Annotated in this window: 21 protein-coding genes, 1 tRNA gene and 1 pseudogene; 9 read left to right on the top strand and 14 right to left on the bottom strand. The window is 73.1% G+C overall.

Features of this window, described 5'->3' with window-relative positions; translation table 11 throughout:
* Positions 1–119: 119 nt before the first annotated feature.
* Positions 120–2360, bottom strand: a complete 2241-nt coding sequence (locus tag AB0924_RS05295) for a GTPase (RefSeq protein WP_366910697.1) — start codon at positions 2358–2360, stop codon at positions 120–122.
* Positions 2361–2417: 57 nt separating this feature from the next.
* Positions 2418–4025, bottom strand: a complete 1608-nt coding sequence (locus AB0924_RS05300) for a dynamin family protein (protein WP_366910698.1) — start codon at positions 4023–4025, stop codon at positions 2418–2420.
* A gap of 272 nt (positions 4026–4297) precedes the next feature.
* Here AB0924_RS05300 and AB0924_RS05305 point away from each other — a divergent pair.
* Positions 4298–4370, top strand: a tRNA-Arg gene (locus AB0924_RS05305).
* Between the two features lie 180 nt (positions 4371–4550).
* Here the strand turns inward: AB0924_RS05305 and AB0924_RS05310 are convergent.
* Positions 4551–4754 carry a hypothetical protein gene (locus AB0924_RS05310; RefSeq protein WP_358931519.1) on the bottom strand — a complete coding sequence of 68 codons (204 nt, stop codon included), beginning with the start codon at positions 4752–4754 and terminating at the stop codon, positions 4551–4553.
* Between the two features lie 127 nt (positions 4755–4881).
* Between AB0924_RS05310 and AB0924_RS05315 the strand changes: the two genes are divergently transcribed.
* Positions 4882–5013 carry a hypothetical protein gene (locus AB0924_RS05315; RefSeq protein ID WP_358931521.1) on the top strand — a complete coding sequence of 44 codons (132 nt, stop codon included), beginning with the start codon at positions 4882–4884 and terminating at the stop codon, positions 5011–5013.
* A 107-nt stretch (positions 5014–5120) separates the two neighbouring features.
* A complete protein-coding gene (locus AB0924_RS05320; protein WP_366910699.1) occupies positions 5121–5243 on the top strand; it encodes a hypothetical protein in 123 nt (40 codons plus the stop codon).
* Positions 5244–5247: 4 nt separating this feature from the next.
* On the opposite strand, the gene AB0924_RS05325 is transcribed toward AB0924_RS05320, so the two are convergent.
* On the bottom strand, positions 5248–6009 hold the full coding sequence (locus AB0924_RS05325) for a maleylpyruvate isomerase family mycothiol-dependent enzyme (RefSeq protein ID WP_366910700.1): 762 nt from the start codon (positions 6007–6009) through the stop codon (positions 5248–5250).
* A gap of 160 nt (positions 6010–6169) precedes the next feature.
* Here AB0924_RS05325 and AB0924_RS05330 point away from each other — a divergent pair.
* Together AB0924_RS05330 and AB0924_RS05335 are read left to right on the top strand one after the other, a co-directional pair.
* Positions 6170–6283 (top strand): annotated as a pseudogene (locus AB0924_RS05330) (IS5/IS1182 family transposase); the annotation flags it as partial.
* 200 nt (positions 6284–6483) lie between these two features.
* On the top strand, positions 6484–7101 hold the full coding sequence (locus AB0924_RS05335; RefSeq protein ID WP_366910701.1) for a TOPRIM nucleotidyl transferase/hydrolase domain-containing protein: 618 nt from the start codon (positions 6484–6486) through the stop codon (positions 7099–7101).
* A gap of 193 nt (positions 7102–7294) precedes the next feature.
* Here the strand turns inward: AB0924_RS05335 and AB0924_RS05340 are convergent, their stop codons facing one another.
* Together AB0924_RS05340 and AB0924_RS05345 are read right to left on the bottom strand one after the other, a co-directional pair.
* Entirely contained in the window at positions 7295–7699 is a 405-nt protein-coding gene (locus tag AB0924_RS05340) for a hypothetical protein (protein WP_358931529.1), read from the bottom strand.
* A 100-nt stretch (positions 7700–7799) separates the two neighbouring features.
* Positions 7800–9812, bottom strand: coding sequence for a hypothetical protein (locus AB0924_RS05345; RefSeq protein WP_358931531.1), 2013 nt, complete (start codon positions 9810–9812; stop codon positions 7800–7802).
* Between the two features lie 195 nt (positions 9813–10007).
* Between AB0924_RS05345 and AB0924_RS05350 the strand changes: the two genes are divergently transcribed.
* Positions 10008–10967 (top strand): D-2-hydroxyacid dehydrogenase family protein, encoded by a 960-nt coding sequence (locus AB0924_RS05350; RefSeq protein WP_366910702.1) that lies wholly within the window; start codon positions 10008–10010, stop codon positions 10965–10967.
* A gap of 142 nt (positions 10968–11109) precedes the next feature.
* Here the strand turns inward: AB0924_RS05350 and AB0924_RS05355 are convergent, their stop codons facing one another.
* A complete protein-coding gene (locus AB0924_RS05355) occupies positions 11110–11706 on the bottom strand; it encodes a DUF2087 domain-containing protein (protein ID WP_358931535.1) in 597 nt (198 codons plus the stop codon).
* Positions 11707–11998: 292 nt separating this feature from the next.
* On the opposite strand from AB0924_RS05355, the gene AB0924_RS05360 reads away from it, so the two are divergent.
* Positions 11999–12286, top strand: coding sequence for a chaplin (locus AB0924_RS05360; RefSeq protein ID WP_358931537.1), 288 nt, complete (start codon positions 11999–12001; stop codon positions 12284–12286).
* Positions 12287–12356: 70 nt separating this feature from the next.
* On the opposite strand, the gene AB0924_RS05365 is transcribed toward AB0924_RS05360, so the two are convergent.
* The 7 genes from AB0924_RS05365 to AB0924_RS05395 all read right to left on the bottom strand — a co-directional run bounded on the left by AB0924_RS05365 (position 12357) and on the right by AB0924_RS05395 (position 16456).
* A complete protein-coding gene (locus AB0924_RS05365) occupies positions 12357–13223 on the bottom strand; it encodes a tyrosinase family protein (protein ID WP_358931539.1) in 867 nt (288 codons plus the stop codon).
* A complete protein-coding gene (locus tag AB0924_RS05370; RefSeq protein ID WP_358931541.1) occupies positions 13207–13695 on the bottom strand; it encodes a tyrosinase family oxidase copper chaperone in 489 nt (162 codons plus the stop codon). The genes AB0924_RS05365 and AB0924_RS05370 overlap by 17 nt, the downstream gene beginning before the upstream one ends.
* Positions 13696–13997: 302 nt before the next feature.
* Positions 13998–14495: a DUF5949 family protein gene (locus AB0924_RS05375; protein WP_358931542.1), complete on the bottom strand. Its 498-nt coding sequence runs from the start codon at positions 14493–14495 to the stop codon at positions 13998–14000.
* 164 nt (positions 14496–14659) lie between these two features.
* Positions 14660–14950, bottom strand: coding sequence for a hypothetical protein (locus AB0924_RS05380; protein WP_358931544.1), 291 nt, complete (start codon positions 14948–14950; stop codon positions 14660–14662).
* Positions 14951–15128: 178 nt separating this feature from the next.
* Entirely contained in the window at positions 15129–15260 is a 132-nt protein-coding gene (locus AB0924_RS05385) for a hypothetical protein (RefSeq protein WP_366910703.1), read from the bottom strand.
* The gene (locus AB0924_RS05390; RefSeq protein WP_366910704.1) at positions 15254–16045 is read right to left on the bottom strand and encodes a hypothetical protein; all 792 of its coding nucleotides are present in this window, start codon (positions 16043–16045) and stop codon (positions 15254–15256) included. The genes AB0924_RS05385 and AB0924_RS05390 overlap by 7 nt, the downstream gene beginning before the upstream one ends.
* A 171-nt stretch (positions 16046–16216) precedes the next feature.
* Positions 16217–16456 (bottom strand): chaplin, encoded by a 240-nt coding sequence (locus tag AB0924_RS05395; RefSeq protein WP_358931550.1) that lies wholly within the window; start codon positions 16454–16456, stop codon positions 16217–16219.
* Between the two features lie 410 nt (positions 16457–16866).
* Here AB0924_RS05395 and AB0924_RS05400 point away from each other — a divergent pair, with 410 nt between their 5' ends.
* Together AB0924_RS05400 and AB0924_RS05405 are read left to right on the top strand one after the other, a co-directional pair.
* Positions 16867–18048 carry a glycosyltransferase gene (locus tag AB0924_RS05400; RefSeq protein WP_366910705.1) on the top strand — a complete coding sequence of 394 codons (1182 nt, stop codon included), beginning with the start codon at positions 16867–16869 and terminating at the stop codon, positions 18046–18048.
* A complete protein-coding gene (locus AB0924_RS05405; protein ID WP_358931554.1) occupies positions 18045–19466 on the top strand; it encodes a sugar transferase in 1422 nt (473 codons plus the stop codon). The genes AB0924_RS05400 and AB0924_RS05405 overlap by 4 nt, the downstream gene beginning before the upstream one ends.
* Positions 19467–19468 lie beyond the last annotated feature (2 nt).

The following is a 19468-nucleotide window of genomic DNA, read 5'->3' on the forward strand; positions in this document are numbered from 1 at the left end:
TGGCGGGAGGACGGCAGGGAGCCCCGTCGACGGCCGACACCTGACGACCTGCCGGGCTTACCCGTCTGACAGCCTCCTGCGCCCCTGCTCTTCGCCCTCTCCCCCTCACCGCACCGCTCTCACCCCACCCCCACGCCCGTCTGCACCACCCGGCCGTACTGCTCCCGCACCTCCCGGTACCGAAGCAGCTCCGCCGCCAGCGGATCGAGCACCCGGGCCCGGCCGCAGCTCGCGGCCGCCTCCCGCAGTCGCCGTTCCGCGTCCTGGCCGTACCGGCGGGCGGGCCCCCGGGCCGCCATCCGGCAGCCCCACTCCACGAACGGCCCGCCGACGATGCCGCACACCATCAGCAGCACCGGCACGCCCAGGTTGGGTGCCATGACTCCGGCGATCTGCCCCACCAGCCACAACCCGCCCACGACCTGCAGCAGGGTCATGGCCGCCTGGATCAGCACGGCCACCGGCCACCAGCCCGGCCGGGGCGGCCGCCCCGGCGGCAGTCCGGCCCGGGCCGCCAGGTCGTCCAGCGCCTCCGACAGTCCGTGCGAGCCGCGCACGGCCGCCTCCCGCACCGCCTGCGCCCACGGCGTGGGCAGACCGGCCGAAGCCCGGTCGGACACCGTACGGACCGCCTGTTCGACGCGCTGACGGGCCGTGGCCTCCTCATCGGCCTGGTGACGTACCGCCATGCGGCCCGTGCTGGGCCCGCCGCGGCTCTGGTACCAGCGCCACAGCCGCAGCCAGGGCGTGCCGCAGGCCCGGTTGGCGTTGCGCAGCCAGGCGCGTTCGGCGGCCTCGCCGGCCGCGGTGGCGCCCACCGCGTCGGCGAGCCGGGCGGCGAACTCCTCGCGCGCCTCCTCGCTGAGGCCGACGCGTCGGCCGGTGGCGTAGACGGGCCGCAGCTGAGCCGCGGCCGCGTCCAGATCGGCCGCGACCCGCCGGGCCGCCGCACCGCGCTCCATCACGAAGTGGCCGAGCACCTCGCGCAGCTCACCGACGCCGTCGCCGGTGAGCGCGGACAGCGCGAGCACCGTGGCGCCCGGCTCCCCGAACTCGCCGAGCGCGACACCGTCCTCGTCGAGCAGCCTGCGCAGATCGTCCAGTACCTGGTCGGCAGCCTCCCCGGGGAGCCGGTCGACCTGGTTGAGGACGACGAACATGACCTCCGCGTGGCCGGCCATGGGCCGCAGATAGCGCTCGTGGAGCATGGCGTCGCCGTACTTCTCGGGGTCGACCACCCAGATGACCGCGTCGACCAGCTTCAGAATCCGGTCGACCTGCTCGCGGTGCTCCACGGCCGCGGAGTCGTGGTCGGGCAGGTCGACCAGGACCAGTCCGCGCAGCTGCCCCTCCGCCTCCGCGCTCTGCAGAGGGCGCCGACGCAGCCGGCCCGGAATGCCGAGCCGGTCGATGAGGCCCGCCGCGCCGTCACTCCAACTGCACGCGATGGGCGCCGCGGTGGTCGGGCGCCGAACCCCCGTCTCCGAGATGGCCACCCCGGCCAGGGCGTTGAACAGCTGCGACTTTCCGCTGCCGGTGGCGCCCGCGATGGCGACGACGGTGTGCCCGCCGGAGAGCTTGCGGCGGGCGGCCGCCTCGTCCAGGACCCGGCCCGCCTCGGCGAGGGTGCGGGTGTCGAGGCGGGCGCGGGACAGGCCGACGAGTTCGCGCAGAGCGTCGAGCCGGGAGCGCAGAGGGCCGTCGTACGCCAGGGGGGCGGGGGTGTGGGTGCCCGGGGCGCGGACGGGCTTGTCGAGGACGGAGACGCGCTCGCCGCCCTCCGTCACCCGGCGGGCGATGAGCCCGTCGTCCCAGGGGTCGGACGCGTCCGCGTCGGGGCCGGGCTTCCCGTCGTCCTCCACAGGGCGGTGCGGGCCCCCATCGGTCCCGGTGCCGGTCCCCGTCCCGGTGCCGGAGGTGTTCACGCGCGCGTGCGGCTCGCCGGCGTCCCGCCAGTCCTGCTGTGCCTCTGCCGCGCGCGTGTGCGGCTCGGTTCCCCGCTGTCCCGCGGCTGCCGATGCCTGGTCACCGCCTTCATGGGCGGGCACGCCTTCCTCGCGGTCGGAGCGCTTACCGGGCACACGGGCGTGCGACCGTCCGTCCGTCTCCGGGTCGCGCTCGTCCCGCTGCTCCTCGGTCTCGGTGACTTCGGCCCTGGGGCCCGCCCCGGTGTCGTCACCGGTTTCCGCGCCGCGCACCGTGCCGGGGGTGGGGTGCGCGGAGCCGCCGGCGGCCGGTGTACGGCCGTTGACCGTGTCGCCCTCTTCCCCGGCTCGGCCGTCCGTGCCGGCAGCAGCAGGACCGGCGTGGTCCGAGGGGCCCACGTGCGTCGTGCGGTCCATGCGGTCCATGTGAGTCATGTGATCGGTGTGATCCCTGTGGTCCGTGTGATCATGGTCAGTGACGGCTGTCACCGTTCACCTCTCCTTCTGCAGTACGGACAGCGCGGCGATGAGCTCCGCCTGGGGCTCGGCACGAAGGTCCAGGGCGTCGAGCGGGGTGAGGCGCCGCTCGCGTTCGGTGTGCACGACGCGGTCGACGGTGTCGTTGAGCAGCCGCTCGGCCCGGTCGCGCAGCCGCAGCGCGCCATGGGCACCGATCCGCTCGGCCAGCCGCTCGCCCGCGGTACGCGCCCGGGTCCCGCCCAGCAGCGCGGTGGCGACGAGGGCGGCGACGCTCTCGGAATCGGGAGCGGTGCTGCGCTCGATGTCCCGCACCTCGTCCTCGGCGTACTCCTCCAGCTCGCGCCGCCAGCGACGGGCCGCGAGCCCGATGCGGTGCTCGGCCTTCTCCGGGGAGGGGTGCCGGTCGGCGAGTCCCGGAGCGGCCGCGCCGGGCTCGCGCCGCCAGGCCTCGTCGACGCGCTCGTCGGCGGCCGTGACGGCACACAGCAGCAGCGCGCCCAGGCTCTCCACGAGGGCGTCCAGCAGCTCGCCCGCGGTGCAGTCCAGGGGGAAGGCACGCCAGCGCTTGAGCGCGTCCCCGGCGAGTACCGCCCCGGACTGCAACCGGCCTCGCACGCGCGCGAGCTCGCCGTCGTAGGCGCTCTCGACGGCGGAGGTGAGCCGGAGCGCGGCGGCGTACTGCGCGGCGACGGCGGAGGCCAATTCCGGCATGCGCGACCTGAGCGAGTCGAGCAGGCCGTGTGCCGTACGGGCCATGACGTGCTCGCGGGCCGCGGCGTCCTGCGCGTGGTGCACGAGCCAGGTCCGCAGGGCCGCCACGGCGGTGCTGGGCAGCAGACCGGCGCCCCAGGCCGACTCGGGCAGCTCGGGCACGGTGAAACGCGGTACGTCGCCGAGCCCGGCCTTGGTCAGCAGGGCGCCGTACTGCCGGGAGACCTCCGAGACCACCTGGTGCGGCACACGGTCGAGAACCGTCACCAGGGTGACGTCGTACTCCTTGGCCGTACGCAGCAGATGCCAGGGCACGGCGTCGGCGTAGCGGGCGGCCGTGGTGACCATGATCCAGATATCGGCGGCGCAGATCAGCTCGGCGGCCAGGACACGGTTGTCGGCGAGCAGCGAGTCGATGTCGGGGGCGTCGAGCAGGGCGAGTCCGCGCGGGAGGCTCTCGGCGGTCTCGACACGCAGCACGCGCGCGGGAGCCTCGCCGGGGAGCAGCAGATCGTCTCCGGTGTCCGGCTGGGGCCCCCACACGCGCGTGAGATCGGGGAGCACGCGCATGCCGCTGAACCAGTGATGATCCTCCGGATGGCAGACCAGGACCGGCGTCCGGGTCGTCGGCCGGAGCACGCCCGCCTGGCTGACCCGGCGCCCCACGACGGAGTTCACGAGGGTCGATTTGCCGGCCCCGGTGGACCCGCCGACGACGGCCAGCAGAGGGGCGCCGGGGTCCCTTAGTCGGGGCACCAGATAGTCGTCGAGCTGCGCGAGCAGCTCGTCACGGTTCGCACGCGCGCGTGGGGCCCCGGCCAGGGGCAGCGGAAAGCGTGCGGCGGCGACACGGTCGCGCAGAGCGGAGAGTGTGTCGAGCAGCTGAGGCCGAACGTCCAAGGTCACCACATGTGAAGAATGCCCAATTTTAGGGGAATTCTGAAGCATATGGACATCTCAGCGCGCCGATGGAACACAACGGACGTAAGGGACGACTGGTACGAGGGCACAGTCCAGGCATAACGAGTGCACAACACCCGGTGCGTCGGAGGCCAAAAGCGGTGCACGATTCGTACCTGCCTGCGATTATCAGGACCGCTTCACCGAACCTCCACATCGAGCCACGGAGGCGAAGCGACAGGGTCAGGGAACAAGGAGCTTTATCCTTGTCCCGCCACCAGGCCCCCGTAGCTCAGTGGATAGAGCAGGCGCCTTCTAAGCGCTTGGCCGCAGGTTCGAGTCCTGCCGGGGGCGCTCACCCTCAGCCCTCCCCTCGGGAGGGCTTTTTGCTGGTCAGGGCCCATATCAGCCGACGTGACGAAGCCCCGGACGCCCTCTTGCTGATCAGGGCGGACTCCGAGGCTGTCCGGCTGGCACCGGGTTTTCGCGGGCGGCCGTGTCGAATACGTGTCGAAGTTCTCGACCAGTGGAAGATCAGCCAGCGCCAGGCACCTCCGCCTCCGGAAGGTCGCCCGCGGCTTTCAGTCGCCGTTTCAGGTCCGGCAGCTGCCCGTCGACGTACCGGGCGTAGGTCGCCAGGAGCACGGCGACGCTGTTTCCGGCCCACTCGGCCACCTGGGCGGGTGGGATGCCGTCGTTGAGCCGGATATGGCCCTGCGGGCCCATCGCGCTCATCATGAGCGGTATGCGAAGCGTTCAGGTGGGGGCCGCTGGAGCCGGGGGCAAGGCGCGGGGGGCGCTTGGTGGGGCGTCGGTCTGTCTGTTCGGGCTGGGTAGCCTCGACGCGGGGATCTACCTTGCCGAGTTGATCATGGATGGGGACCGCTACGTCGCCATGCTCGAGTCCGCCGTCGCGTTGTTGGTCGCGGGCTGGGTCGTCGGAGCCGTGCACCTCGCGCGGATCAGGCGGGTGGGGCAGCAGGGGCGGATCCCTTAGGGGCACCGAGGCTCAAGGGCGCGGAGGTTAGGGGCGCGGAGGCTTGGAGCACCTCACAGAAAGCCTGGTCGTAGCCATATCCCCTTCCTGGCTGAGTCGGCAGTGCTGTGGGGGAGGCGCTCGGGCCCGAGCTGTACGAGGCCGTACTGGCCGTCCGCCGTGCGGAGGCGGAGCTGTTCGCGATGTTCACCGACGCGGACGCCATCGAGGCCGTCCGCTGGCGGTATTGACTCGCTACTCCTCGGGCTCCCAGGCGATCAGCTGCTCGAACACCTGCTGGTCGCCCTCGATCTTCAGGTCGCTCAGCGTGAGGCGGCCCCAGACGAAGAGGAGCAGCTGCTCGGCCGTGCCCGTGGCCGAAGCGGAGGCGGGCGCGGCGTCGTCCGTGAGGGGTGCGGGCCAGGCGCCGGTGCCGTCCAGCGCGAGGAGCCAGGAGCGGCCCTCGGTGGCGTGGTAGTGGATGGTGGCGGCCTCGTGCGGCCAGGCCGCCGGGGTGGAGTTGCAGGTGTCGAGAAACTCGGCCACGCCGTCGATCGCGACGTCCGCCGGCATCGGCTGCACGGCGCCTGCGGCGAGCTGGGCGTCGTAGGTGTGCACGAGCACCTCGTGCACCCGGCGCCGGGCAACGCCCCGGGCATTCGCCGGCGACACGCCGGCGCCCCACCACGTCCAGCACTCGCGCTCCGGGCCGGCCTCGCGCAGCGCACTCAGCAGCAGCTCGTTCGCCTCGGCGTACCAGGCCAGCAGCGCCTCGAGCTCGCGCGGCACCTCCGCGGCATCCTTGGCCGGCGGAGCCTCGGCCGGGCCCGCGGCGACGATCGCGGCCCACCAGCGCTGGCCCGTACCCAGGTGCTGCACCAGATCGAACAACGTCCACTCGGGGCAGGACGGCACCGGCGCGTCAAGGCTGGGCGCGGCGGCAACCGCACTCCGGAACGCGGCCGACCGCTCGTCGATCAGTTGCAGCAGGGCGGAATACTCAAGACTGTCTGTCACATCGCTTACCTACCACCCCAGCTCAGCCGCCCGCACCCTATTTTCAGGGCCATCAGCTACGGGAGTTGGAGCACCTAATAGAAGGCCTGGTCGTAGTCATATCCCCTTCCTGGCCGGCTCGTTGAACGAGTCATGGGGAAGGGGAACGGGTTCTCCGTGGATGGTGCCTGATGACCTGTGGGGGCGCATGGAGCCGTCGCTGCCGGTCAGGCAGCGGCGTCCGCGCCATCCCGGCCGGCTGCCACTGGACGACCGTGGTTGCCTGCGGGGCATCCGCGACGACATCCACGAGGCGTTCCTGAAGCTCGCCTGCTGTGTGATCGCCTACAGGCGAGTCCAGGCACTGTGTTGGCTCTCTTAGGGGCTCAGGAGGGACGGGGCTCAGGGAAGGCATGGGGGGCTTACGGGCATCGGCGTCGCCTGGTGGAGGAAATTGCGTGGCGGTCCGGCCGTACGGGGGCGGAGACTCGGGGCGTGGCTGACATGGGGGCGTTCCGGGATGCGGTCGGTGTGTGGGCGGCCGGTGGGGACGGTGAGGCCGCGCGGGAGCTGGCCGGGCGGTTGTCCGTGCGGGTGGCCGTGTTGCTCGAAGGGCCCAGCGATGTCGCGGCCGTCGGTGCTCTGGCGGCGCGCCGGGGGCGGGATCTGGCGGCCGAAGGGGTCTGCGTGGTGTCGATGGGCGGTGCCATGAGCGTCGGGCACTTCGCCCGGGTTCTCGGGCCGCCCGGTCTCGGGCTGCGGCTCACGGGGCTGTGCGACGAGGCGGAACGTGGTTACTACGTCCGTGGGTTGGAGCGGGCCAGCGCCGCGTGGCAGGGGTTCTTCGTGTGTGCGGCGGATCTGGAGGACGAGCTCATCCGGGCGCTGGGCGTGACGCGGGTGGCGGAACTCGTCCGGGCGGAGGGGGACGAGCGGGCCCTGGAGACCTTTCTGCGCCAGCCGGCGCAGCGGGGCCGTACCGCGCAGCAGCAGTTGCGGCGCTTCTTCGGTACCAAGAAGGGGCGGAAGATCCATTACGGGCGGGTGCTGGTGGAGGCGCTCGAGGCCGATCGCGTGCCGGCACCGCTCGACGGTCTGCTCGCGGCTCTCTGACCGACCGAACCGGGCTGATTCAGCCGCCGGCGCCCGCCGCCTGAGCCCCCGCCCAGGTCCGCCGCCCAAGCCCGCCACCCGGGTCCCGCTCGCGCCCGCCACCAACTCCCACCGCTCGTGCCCGCCGCCCAGGCCCCCCGCTCGTGCCCGCCGCCTGAGCCCTCCGCCCAGGCCCCCCACCCGGTCCCCGCTTTCAGACTCCGGCCCGTCGGCCGTCCCGTGTCGCCGCGGTGATCACGGCGGAGACGACGGTGGTCGCGGCGAGGCTTCCCATCATGACCAGGCCCACGCCGACCGCGAAGAGGCCGCTGGAGTCGTCCGACCAGTCGTAGTACGCGGCGGTGGTCAGGCCGGCCGAGGTGCCGAGCACCGCGGCCGCGACGTAGTCGCGGAACGCCGCCCAGCACACCGGTGCCAGGAGGGTCAGCACCAGTCCGATGACCTGCCACGCCTCGTACGGGCCGGTCGTCGAGCCGTCGGGGTGGACGTCCCGGTGCTGGTCCCAGCCCAGCCAGGCGGCCCACAACGCCATCGACACGCCGGCCAGTACCAGGATCCACAACAGCTGGAGGGCGGGTTTCCGCGGTTCTCTGCTCATGGGTCAAGCGTTCCGGGCCGCCCCGGTACACGAACAGGGCGCTGATACTCAGGTCCACCCGAGTACGTCAGCGCCCCGTCCGCCGTGTCAGCCGCTCCGCTCAGGCCGCCAGTTCCGGAGTCGTCTCCTCCGCGCGCTCCGCCTCCGCCTTCGCGGCCAGGGCGTTCACCGAGGCGTTGAAGCGCGCCATGGAGGTCGGGTGGTCCGGGCCCAGGACGTACTCCTTCAGGGTGCGGCGGTCCAGGGCCATCGGGTCGGTGTGCGGGGCACGGACCGAGTCCAGGATCTGCGTCAGACGCGCGCACTCGCTGTCGAGGAGGTAGGCGCCGCCGGCCGTGGTGTAGGCGGCCCGGAACTCGTGGTCGGGCAGGTCGTGGGCGTTGGTCAGGACGTACGGCTTGAGGCCGGCCACGAAGTCGGCGACGACCGAGGAGACGTCGCTGATGAGCATGTCCGCCTGGTTGAAGCACTCGTAGAGGGTGGGCAGTTGCTTGAGGATCACGTTGTGGCGGACCGGGCCCCGGGTCTCCCAGAAGATCCGGTGCCACTCGGCGCGCAGCTCCTGCCATTCGGCCGCCCCCGCGCGGTCCGGCACCCGCGCCTCGCGCATCTGCTCGGCGTCGTCGCCGCCGTGCCGGCCGGCCAGTTCGTCGAGGCGGGCCTGGATCTCCTTGAGGCGGGGCTTGGCGGCGGCGACCGCGGCCTCCGCCTCGGCGGCGCCGCGCTGCTCGTTGTCCGCGCGCAGCAACTCGCGGATCTCCTTGTCGGCCTGGGCCGCCTCGGCCGAACGCTTGCCGGTGAGCGGGTGCGGCTTGTAGATGACCCGGACGTTCTCCGCGAGGAGCTTCTCGATCAGGCGTACGCCCATCGGGATCAGCGAGGTGTGGCAGTCGTCGTCGCTCCAGCCCTCCCAGGTGGGCGCGTACAGGACGACGGGCAGCGGGCCGGGCGTGTGGTCGGCGTGCAGCCGGATCGGGGAGAGCTGGGGGCGGCCGACCTCGACGATGGCGCTGTCGCTGATGGCATGCCGCACCCGCTGGTAGCGGTCGCGGCCGGCCCGGCCGGCCACCCAGATCTCGTCGTACACCTTGCTGACCCGGTTGCTGCTGGCGAGCTTGTCGCTGTCGCCGTGGCCGATGAAGACGTGCTTGGCCTCGGCCACCCGCAGCATGTGCACGTTCTTGCCCGCGTTGCCCGGATAGAGCACGACGCGCACGCCGGAGAGTTCGAGTTCGGCCAGGTCGTCGGCCTTCGGGACGCAGACCACGGGGATCCAGGTCCGGCTGAGGTAACGGAACGAGGCCCGCTCCCGGAGGATGATCACCGGGCGCATGTCGAGCTGCTCCAGCGTCTCGATCCACATGTTGACCTGGTACATGAAGTCACGGGAGACGGCGGCGAAGCTGAAGTAGAGCGCCACCTCGGGGCGGTATCCGGCGAGTTGCCGGTTGACCTCGGCGAACACCTCGTCCTTCGCGGGCATGCGGCGGGCCTTGCGGTACTGGTCGAGCAGTGCGACGACGGCCGCCGTGCTCACGCCGACGGTGACGGCGAAGGCCGCGTACGCCGGCTGCCAGGAGCCGACCGCGAGCGCGGCGAGGAGCCCGGCGTGGGCCGGCACGTCGAGGTGGAGGAGTTTGCGCAGGAAGCGCCGGTAGAGGAGGGCGGGCGGCTGCTTGGGTATGGGCAGCCCGCTCATGTCGAGGTTGCGCACGACCAGTGGCAGCACGCGGCGCGCGCGGATGGCGTGGTGCACCGCCGTGTAGAGCATCATCATCGCGAAGTGGGCGCTGAAGACGGCGAGCGCCGCCACCAGGACCGCCTCCGGCGCGTCCATCCGGCTGGCCAGCGCGAGCAGCATCACCGTGCGCACCGCGAACCGCAGCGGCCTGGTGAGCTGCAGCGCCGCGAGCCTGCGCACGAACCCCGGAGCCCTGGAGTGCAGCACCTCGTCCACGACGTACGTCACGGCCGACGCCACGGCGAAGCCCCGCCAGTCGGGCAGCAGCGCGAAGACGGGCAGCGCGGCGAAGCCGGCTCCGAGCAGGAGCACGAGAAGCAGCTCGGTCACCCCGCGCACGCGCAGGGCACCGCACAACCGACGGATCGTCATGGGCAAGGTTTCCTCTTCCGGGCAGGCGTGCACGTTGGGGGCAAACGCCGTTGTTCGCCAGTTCGACCCAGTAGGAGGAAGAAGAGTTGTACATCAGATCGAAAGAAGCAGTTCAGATTCCGTTTCCCCGGGTATTCGGCTGAGTTCGGGCTTTCGACGGGCAGGTACAGTCGCCGCGGGGAAGGGAGGGGTCACATGCGGCTTCGCTGTGCGGTGCTGGACGACTACCAGGGGGTGGCCACCGCCTCCGCCGACTGGTCGGTGGTCGGGGACCGGGTGGAGGTCGTCGCGCTGCGCGAGCACCTGGAGGGCGAGGACGCCCTCGCCGCGGCCCTCGCCGGCTACGACATCGTCGTCACCCTGCGCGAGCGCGTCCCTTTCCCCGGCTCGCTGATCGCCCGCCTGCCCCGGCTGAAGCTGCTCGTCGCCTCCGGCATGCGCAACAGCGTCATCGACTACACCGCCGCCGAGGCGCACGGGGTCACCGTGTGCGGTACGGCGAGTTCGTCGACGCCTCCCGTGGAGCTGACCTGGGCGCTGCTGCTGGGCATGGCCCGCGGGATCGTCGAGGAGAGCGGCGCGCTGCGCTCGGGCGGGCCCTGGCAGTCCACCGTCGGCGCCGACCTGCACGGGCACCGGCTCGGTCTCCTCGGGCTCGGGAAGATCGGCAGCCGGGTGGCACGGATCGGACTCGCCTTCGGCATGCGGGTGAGCGCCTGGAGCCAGAACCTGACCAAGGAGCGGGCCGAGGAGGTGGGCGTGGAACTGGCCGCGGGCAAGGAGGACCTCCTGGCGACCAGTGACTTCGTCTCCGTCCATCTGGCCCTCGGGGAGCGCACCCGCGGACTGCTGGGCGCCGCCGAACTCGCCCTCATGAAGCCGACCGCCTACCTGGTCAACACCTCCCGCGCGGCGATCGTGGACCAGGACGCCCTGCTGGCCGCGCTGCGCGAGGGCCGGATCGCCGGGGCCGGCATCGACGTCTTCGACCTCGAACCGCTGCCCGCGTCGCACCCGGTGCGCACCGCGCCCCGCCTCCTCGCCACGCCCCACCTCGGCTATGTCTCACGGGCCAACTACGCGACGTACTACGGCCAGGCGGTGGAGGACATCCAGGCGTACCTGGCGGGGTCGCCGGTACGCCGGCTGCCCTGAGGTTCCGGGGTACGGCAGCCGTTGTCCGGCCTTCGGGTTCGGCAGCCGGTGTCCGGCCTGCGACTCCGGCAGCCGGTGTCCGGCCTGCGACTCCGGCAGCCGGTGTCCGGCCTGCGACTCCGGCAGCCGGTGTACGGCCGGGTCAGCCGGCTTCCGGGCAGCGGTAGATTCCCTCGCTCCGGTGCAGATGGTGGAGGTCCACCAGATAGCGCCGGAGCGTCACATGGTCGATGTCGTCGGCGTCCTCGCACCAGGCCCGCAGGCGCTCGTTCACGACCCGTTCCGGGTAGGCGACGCCCGGCTCGAAGGTCTGCTCGGCGATGTGCCGGAGCACCAGCTTCTTCCGGGTCCATTTGGCGGGCAGCCGTACCAGCCGCCCGTCCCGTACGAAGGTGTCCAGGACGGCGTCCGGCCCGTTCCCGGCTCGCGGTGCCGGCGGCTCCCGCCGGGCCAGCTCGCGGAACAGGGCGTAGGAGACGGCGAGCGCGCCCGTCGGGCCGTCCGTCACCGCCCGCTGCTCGCGCAGCCGGAGCAGCGCCGCCGCCGTGTCCTTCGCGGACAGCCCGGCCGCCTCGGCGACCCGTTCGGGTGTGTCCGCGCCCAGGACCACGGCGGCGAGGGCACGCAGCCTGCGCTCCTCGGCCAGCAGGCCGATCAACTGCCTTGCCCGCTCGCTGGGGTCGGCGTCGTCGCCCGGGCCGGCTTCTGTGCCGGCGGCGGTGCCTGAGTCCGTGGTCATGACCGGAGGCTAGGCGGGCGGCCCACCCGGACGCCTCCCAATTAACGCGCGCCGGACATGCATCGGACGCGCGCCTGAAGTGCGGCGGACGTGCCCCGGACGTCTGCCGGCCCCGCTGTGCTCCATCCCCCCGGCGCCCCCCGCTCCACACTCCACCGTGCTCCGCCGCCCGCGCGCCCCGTTGAACGGGTGATCCCCGGCTGATCGGCGTGACCAGCCCTCTGCCGGGCCGTTGAACGGGGAGCGCGGCGGCTGGTCCTGCCGCCGTACCCCCGAGCAAAAGGAGAACCTGATGTCTCGCATCGCGAAGGCGGCCGCCGTCGCCCTCGGCGCGGGTGCCGTGGTGATCGGCGGTGCCGGCCTCGCCCTGGCCGACGCGGGCGCCGAGGGCGGAGCCCTCGACTCGGCCGGCGTGCTGTCCGGAAACGCGGCCCAGGTTCCGGTGCACGTCCCCGTGAACGTGTGCGGCGACACGGTCGACGTCATCGGCCTGCTGAACCCGGCGTTCGGCAACGTCTGCGGCAACGGCGGCCACAAGGCCACCCCGGGCAACCCCGAATCGGGCGCCTACGGCAACTGATCCGGCCGCACGGACAGCGAAGAGCCCCTGCACCTCGAGCGCCGGGGCTCTTCCCTTGTCCGCGCTCCGCTCACGCGTACCGGTAGATCCCGCTCACGTCCTCGAGCTGGTCCGGCGTCACGTCCCAGGGCGGCAGCTTCTGGTGCCGGGCGACGATCCGCCCGTGCTGCCGGTCCCCCGAGGGGGGCGGACTCGCGGGCAGATAGCGGTGGCTGCGGTGGGCGAGCTGCCACCGGTGCCACTGCATGTCGAGGAAGGCGTGGTGCAGCCAGAACACCGGGTCGTTGACGGACGCGCCGCCGAGCATGACACCGCCGACCCAGCGGTGCACCCGGTTGTGGTTGCGCCAGGAGGCGCTGCCGCTGCCGGGTCCCCAGCCCTCCAGCTTGTTGCGGAATCCCGTGGTCGCCGTCGAGTCCCAGGGCCGGGCGTCGTAGACGGGGTCGTCGAGGGCCCACTGGAGCTGGCTCCTGGTGGGCAGCGCGATGGGATTGGCGGCCCGGCCCAGGTCCCGGGTGAGGAACTTGCCGTCCGTGATCCCCACCCTGATGGTCCAGTGTCCCGCCGTGTAGGCGAAGGGGCCGGTCATCACCTGCCGGTCGGAGCGCCGCCCGTTGCCGCCGAGGACGTCCGCCGTCCACGGCACGGAGGTCTTCGTACGGTTCCGGGTCCAGTCCCAGTAAGGCACCGTCACCGAGGAGTCCACCCGGCGCAGCGCCCGCTCCAGGTCCAGCAGGAACCTGCGGTGCCAGGGCAGGAAGGACGGGGCCATGTGGGCGGAACGCAGCCCGGTCTCGCCGTCGGCGGCGTAGTGGTCGATGTGCATGCGCACGAACTCGTCGTACTCGCCCCGCCGTTTCAGCTCCAGCAGCGCGTCGACGAACCGGCGGCGCTCGGCGCGGGTCAGTGTGCTGACGTCCTTACGCACGTACGCCATGGCGCCCTCCCATGTGGTGCCCGGCCATCCGGCCGCCGACCGGGCCGGGGGCGAGGTCGCGCAGTTGCTGCCCGGGACCGATCTCGTCGACTGCCGCGCGGGTCGCCTCCAGCGCGGTGGGGTACGAGCCGTAGTGGTCGACCATGCTCAGCCAGGTGCCGTCGGCCCGGCGCATGAGGTGCAGCGGATGGCCGTCGATGGTGACCTCCCAGTCGCCGTCGGCCTTGCGGCGCCCGGCGATCGGCACCAGGGCGCCGTGGATGCGGCGGCCCCGGTAGGTCTCGTCGAAGGAGTTGCCCCCGGGGCCGGGCCCGGCCGGCAGGGGGCGGGAGGCGGCGACGACCGGGGCGAGCGCCAGGGCGGCGCCGGTGGCCAGCAGCGCCCGGGCCGCCTCTCTGCGGGAGACTCTGCGACCGCCCGCCGCGACCTGCTGATTCGCCCCCACCGCGACGCCTCCGGCACCGACGACCATCTCTCACTCCTAGATCGGGATCAGATGTCCGTATCGGTAACCGACGGGACCCGGGCCGAGTCACCGATGACGGCCATCCGGCGGTACGCGGCGCGCGGAATGCGGCCGGGTGCCCCAGCCGGTCACTCGGTGACCGATCGGCTCATCGGGTCGCCACTTCTCGACTCATCAGCTTTTAACTCATCGGTTCTTCATTCGTCCGCTCGTGGGCTCGTCGGTTCGTGGGCTCATGCGTTCGTCGTTCATCAGCCGGTCATTCTTGGGCTCGTCATTCATCGGCTCGTAGGCCGGGCTCGCGGGCGTCAGCCGCGCAGGCGGCGGGCCGGCAGGACGACGTGCGCGGCGGCCGAGAGGGTCTCCTCGGCACCGGCGAACGCGGCCAGGGCGGCCGGTTCCACCACCTTGCCGGGCTCGCCCTCGGGCCAGGCACGGGTGGTGAAGACCAGGTAGGCGTAGCCGCGGGCGGCGACGGCGGCGAGCCACTCCGGCGGCGCGTCGGCCTGCGCGACCAGCTGCGGCATGTTGACGACGGCCTGCCCCGCCTCCACGAGCAGGGTGACGGGCAGGCTGGGCCGGTTGGTGCCGTCGACCGGATCGCCGCCGACCGGGAGCCCGTTGCTCACCAGCAACCGCTCGACCGCGGCCGCCGTCGCCTCCGGGCCGCCCTCGGCGTCCCCGAGGGAGTAGCCCAGCAGATAGGGCATGTCGGTGCCGTCGGGCGCCTCGCCGCTCCAGGCCAGGACGACGAGCGTGCCGAGATCGGCGAGACGGGCGGCGGGCGCGCTTGAGGTTGAGGTCACCGCGCGACCCTACCGACGGGGTACGGCTCGGCCGGGTGGCCTCTCACCCTTTCGGCTCAGTGCCGGGTACCGCTCCACACGATCGGGGGAAGCGGTCTCGAACGCACCGAGGGCTGGTCCCGCACGGTGCGGTACCGGCCCCTCTTCGACGCGTCGCCGGTGTGTCAGCCCTGCAGGGGGATGCCGCCGAGCAGCGGGTTCTGCTGGTTCACGGCGGTGGTGGCGTCCTTGACCGTGTGCAGGACGGAGTCCTTGTTCTCGGTGCTGAGCGCGTCCGACTGGTGCTTGAGCGGCATCACGTCGTGCACGGTGAGGGGGTGCTGGGCGAGCGTGTCCACGGCGCCGTTGAGGCTGGTGGGCCTGAGGTCGGCCGAGTTCTGGGCGAACGCGGGCGCGGCGGCGCCGGCGAGGGCAAGGGAACCGGCAACGACAGCGGCGGCCTTGAGGGACTTCATCGTGTTCCTTCCTTCGGCAACTCACGTCACCCCGGGGATTTCTGACGCCGTGCTTAACGAGTCGCCGTCGGGCCGGAAACCCTGCGAGGAAAAGGCATATGAGATGCCTCCGGGAAGGGGGGCGCCTCGGCCGCCGTGCGCCGGTCGCACGGCGGCCGAGGCGGAGGCGGGGAAGCCGTCACCCGGTCGGCAGCGCCGGTACCGCCGGCAGACTGGGCACGGCCGGCAGGCTGGGCAGCGCCAGGCTCGGGGTGGGTGTTCCGGTGCCGGGGAGGGCCGGCTTGAGCAGGCCCAGCAGGTCGTTCACCACGCCGGTGGCGGCCGCAGTACGTCGTCGAGGCTGGAGACGTCGGCCTTGACCAGGGCGTCGATCGCGCCGGTCAGCGCAGCGAGCGCGTCACTCGTGGCGTCCCGGGCGGTGGGCGCCGCCATGCGGGCCGCACCGTCGGCGGCCGGCGGAGCCGCGGCGGGGTCCGGCAGGCCGAGGGTCTGGCTCATGGCGCCGTCGGCGGGGACGGCGGGCGTGGCGGGGGCCTCGGGACCGGTCGCTGTGGAGGGCGTCGCCGCCGACGGCACGGCTGTCATGGAGGGCGACGCGGCGGTGGACAGCGTCGGGTCCATGGAGGGCGACACGGCGGTCGACAGCGTCGGGTCCATGGAGGGCGACACGGCGGTCGACGACGCCGGGTCCATGGAAGGCGTCGCGGCACTCGTCGGCGTGTCCGCCGGAGCCACGGGCGTCATCGCCGCGAGCGGCGTGGCCGGCGTGGCGGCGGCCGTCGGGGCCCCGGTGACCGCCTCGGTGACGGAGCGTTTGGCCGCCTCGCCCAGCCGGTGCGCCTCGCCGGGGGTCAGCCGGCCCTTGCGGAGCGACTGTTCGAGCAGTTCCTTGACGGGCGCGGGGACGGAGCCGGTGACGCTCAGCGCCTTGATCCGGGCGAGCAGCGGGGCGGCGCCGGGGACGGCCGGGCGGGAACCCACCGGGGTGCGCTCCCTGGCCAGGTCGGTGGCGACGGCGGCGGAGCCGGCGATGCCGACCAGGAAGGCGGCGCAGAGGGTGGCGGACGCGAGACGCCGTGGGGGCAGCACACGCATGCGGGTTCCTTTCGGTGGGGCTGGGATCTCAGCCCACCGTTGAACCGCCGGTGTCGTACCGCAACCGCTCGGAGCCCGGGCGGAGCATCCGGCGGAGGCGGTACACGAACCGGCCGCCCGTCCGTGCGTGAGGCACGGGCGGGCGGCCGGCGAAGGGGATGCGTCTCGGCGTCAGTCGTTTACGCAGCCGCTGCCGACCGCGGGGTTCAGCAGGCCGATGACGTCGACGGTGTCGCCGCAGACGTTGACCGGCACGTGGATCGGGGCCTCGATGACGTTGCCCGACAGCACGCCCGGGGAGTTGGCGGCGAGGCCGTCCGCACCCGAGTCGGCGGCGGCCACGCCGACACCGCCGGCGACGGCCGCGACGGCGGCGGAGGTCAGAACCAGACCCTTCGCGATACGCGACATGGAGAAGTGCTCCTTGGGATCGACACAAACATCCGGGCGGGATGCCCAGCGCTGTGTCAACGCGTGGCAGCCGCCGGGGTTCCGCCGCCAAAGGGGTGATGTGTGCCGAAGTACCCCTTCACTATTCCGACACACTTGTCCAGTTTCTTCCGATTAATCCTCACGCCTCATAGAGTTGCTGCCCTCTCCACCACGTGCGGGAGGAGGGACTGCACACCCCGATCACCGCCACGCAGATGCGTTCGAAGCCGACCCGGCTCGGCGGCGCGGTGGTGACCAGCCGGGCTTCCGGCTCGTTGCTCACCGGGACGCGGCGTGGACCGGCGCACACCTCGTGGCGGCCGACGCGCCGGCACGACACGCGTACCCACCCTCAGCCCCGAGCGCCCCTGTGAGCGAGGAACCCGAGAATGCACCGACCGGCACCCGATCCTCGGCCGCGGGTTCTGCATCTCGCGCAACCCGTCGACGGCGGGGTCGCCCGTGTCGTGCTCGACCTCGTGCGGGCTCAACTGGCGTCCGGCGCCCAGGTCACCGCCGGCTGTCCCGGCGGTGATCTCGGCTTGGAGCTGCGGCGGACGGGCGCCGGATTCCGTCCCTGGCGGGCCACGCGGTCGCCGGGTCCGGGGCTGGCCGGTGAGGTGCGGCGACTGACACGTCTGATCGAAGAGGTGCAGCCCGAACTGGTGCACGCGCACAGCGCCAAGGCCGGGCTCGCCGCCCGGCTGGCGGTACGCGGCCGCATCCCGACCGTGTTCCAGCCGCACGCATGGTCGTTCGAGGCCGTCGGCGGAGTGACCGCGGGCCTCGCGCTGCGCTGGGAGCGCTGGGGCGCCCGGTGGGCCGACCGGGTGGTGTGCGTCAGCGAGGCGGAGCGTGCGACCGGAGTACGCGCCGGTGTCCACGCCTCGTACGCCGTCATCCCCAACGGCGTCGACACCGCACGCTTCTCCCCCGCACCCGCCGCCACGGCACCCGCCGCGCCCTGCCGCACCGCGCTTCCGCCGGACCTCGATCCGTCCGCGCCGCTCGTCGTCTGCGTCGGGCGGCTGTGCCGGCAGAAGGGCCAGGACGTGCTGCTGCGCGCCTGGGAGCAGGTCCGGCGCACGGCGCCGGACGCCCGGCTGGTGCTGGTCGGCGACGGACCCGACCGGGACGCGCTGCGCGCCCGGGCGCACCCCTCGGTCCATTTCGCGGGCGCCGTCGACGACACCGTCCCCTGGTACCGGGCCGCCGACCTGGTGGTCCTGCCCTCGCGCTGGGAGGGCATGGCGCTCGCCCCGCTGGAGGCGCTGGCCTGCGGGCGGCCCGTCGTACTCACCGATGTCGACGGCGCCCGGGAGAGCCTGCCCCCGGCCCTCACGCCCCACTGTCTGGTGCCGGCGGCGGACCCCGTGGCGCTGGCCGCGGCCGTCACCGCGCTGCTCGCCGACGCCCCCCTGCGCGCCGCCCTGGCGGACCAGGGGCGCCGTCACGTCGTGTCCACGCACGACGTGCGGCACACCGCAGAGCGGGTCGCGGACCTCTACCGCGACCTCCTCGGGTCCCGGCCACCCGTGTCCTTCGAGCGCAGGGAGTCCATCCACTCGTGACCGCGGAAAGTACCGTCCCCTCCACCGGCGGCCAGCCATGGGACCACGGACTCTCGCCCCTCTCGGTGCTGCCTGCCCGTGCCACCGGCGGGTCCAGGTTCCCGGTGCGCCGGCCGCCCGCGCGGCCCGCCTCGCCGCTGCCCCTGCTCGCCGCCGACGTGCTCGCCGCCTGCGCGGGCGCGCTCGCCCTGGAAGGCGCCGTCCACCGCCCGTTACTGGTCGCCGTGCTGGTGGCGGGCACCATACTGCTACGGCCGCGTACGGCGCGGCCGGTGCTCGGCGTGCTCGACGAACTACCCGCCGTCTGCGGCCGGATCGCGGTCACCTGGCTCGCCGTGGCCACACTGCGAGCCGCCTACGACCCCGGTCTGGCGCTGTCCGCCCGCGGTCTGCTGCTCGGCTGGACGCTGCACGCGGCCGTGGCCTGCGCGGGACGCGGCGCGGTGCACTGGCGGCGCCGTGCCGTCCTGGCCGGCCACCCGCGCCCGGCGCTGGTCGTCGGCCCCGCCGCGACCGCGCAGCGGGTGGCCGCCGCGCTGCTGCGGCATCCGCGCTGCGGGGTGCGGCCGGTGGGCGTCGTCGCCGAACACCCCGAAGGCCCGGGCGGGCTGCCCGTGCTCACCACCGACGAGGAGGTGGGACGCGCGCTCATCCAGAACGGCGTGCGGGTCGTCCTCACCGTCGCACCGGCCGTGCGCACCGAGCGGGCGCCGCTGCTGCGGACGCTGCTCGAGGCGGGCTGCACGGTGTGGGAGGTGGACCCGGACAGCCCGGCGCACGAGTCGGGCGACCAGCTCGCCGGGTTCGCGGTGCACCACCTGGACCTGGGTTCGGGGCGACGCGGGAGCCTCGGCAAGCGGCTGCTGGACCTGCTGGTGTCCGGGGCGCTGCTGGTGCCGGTCTCCCCCGTGCTGCTGGTGTGCGCGGTGGTGCTCCGGCTCACCGACGGACCCGGTGTGCTGTTCCGGCAGGAGCGCATCGGCAAGGACGGGCGCCCCTTCACACTGCTGAAGTTCCGCACCCACCGCCCGGTCGACCAGCACGAGGCGGCCACCCGGTGGAGCGTGGCGGGCGAGCGCGACATGAGCCGCTTCTGCCGCTTCCTGCGGCGGTCCTCGCTGGACGAGCTGCCGCAGCTTTGGAACGTGTTCCGGGGCGACATGAGCCTGGTCGGGCCGCGTCCCGAACGGCCCTACTTCGTCTCCCTGTTCAGCCAGAACCACCCCGGCTACGCGGCCCGCCACCGCATGCGGACCGGCGTCACCGGGCTCGCCCAGATCAACGGCCTGCGCGGCGACACCTCCATCGAGGACCGGGCCCGCTTCGACAACGCCTACATCGACAACTGGTCGCTGTGGCAGGACGTCTGCATCCTGCTGCGCACCGCGGTCGCGCTCGTGCGGTCGGCGGGGAGCTGACC

Origin of the sequence: Streptomyces sp. NPDC047869 (genome assembly GCF_040704065.1) — a bacterium.
In the GTDB taxonomy this organism is placed as follows: domain Bacteria; phylum Actinomycetota; class Actinomycetes; order Streptomycetales; family Streptomycetaceae; genus Streptomyces.

Bases quoted from the DNA above. Each gene is read 5' to 3' on its own strand.
- AB0924_RS05295 (WP_366910697.1), bottom strand. From the start codon at position 2,360: ATGACTCACATGGACCGCATGGACCGCACGACGCACGTGGGCCCCTCG.
- AB0924_RS05310 (WP_358931519.1), bottom strand. From the start codon at position 4,754: ATGATGAGCGCGATGGGCCCGCAGGGCCATATCCGGCTCAACGACGGC.
- AB0924_RS05340 (WP_358931529.1), bottom strand. From the start codon at position 7,699: ATGAGCAGAGAACCGCGGAAACCCGCCCTCCAGCTGTTGTGGATCCTG.
- AB0924_RS05345 (WP_358931531.1), bottom strand. From the start codon at position 9,812: ATGACGATCCGTCGGTTGTGCGGTGCCCTGCGCGTGCGCGGGGTGACC.
- AB0924_RS05350 (WP_366910702.1), top strand. From the start codon at position 10,008: ATGCGGCTTCGCTGTGCGGTGCTGGACGACTACCAGGGGGTGGCCACC.
- AB0924_RS05355 (WP_358931535.1), bottom strand. From the start codon at position 11,706: ATGACCACGGACTCAGGCACCGCCGCCGGCACAGAAGCCGGCCCGGGC.
- AB0924_RS05360 (WP_358931537.1), top strand. From the start codon at position 11,999: ATGTCTCGCATCGCGAAGGCGGCCGCCGTCGCCCTCGGCGCGGGTGCC.
- AB0924_RS05365 (WP_358931539.1), bottom strand. From the start codon at position 13,223: ATGGCGTACGTGCGTAAGGACGTCAGCACACTGACCCGCGCCGAGCGC.
- AB0924_RS05370 (WP_358931541.1), bottom strand. From the start codon at position 13,695: ATGGTCGTCGGTGCCGGAGGCGTCGCGGTGGGGGCGAATCAGCAGGTC.
- AB0924_RS05380 (WP_358931544.1), bottom strand. From the start codon at position 14,950: ATGAAGTCCCTCAAGGCCGCCGCTGTCGTTGCCGGTTCCCTTGCCCTC.
- AB0924_RS05390 (WP_366910704.1), bottom strand. From the start codon at position 16,045: ATGCGTGTGCTGCCCCCACGGCGTCTCGCGTCCGCCACCCTCTGCGCC.
- AB0924_RS05395 (WP_358931550.1), bottom strand. From the start codon at position 16,456: ATGTCGCGTATCGCGAAGGGTCTGGTTCTGACCTCCGCCGCCGTCGCG.
- AB0924_RS05400 (WP_366910705.1), top strand. From the start codon at position 16,867: ATGCACCGACCGGCACCCGATCCTCGGCCGCGGGTTCTGCATCTCGCG.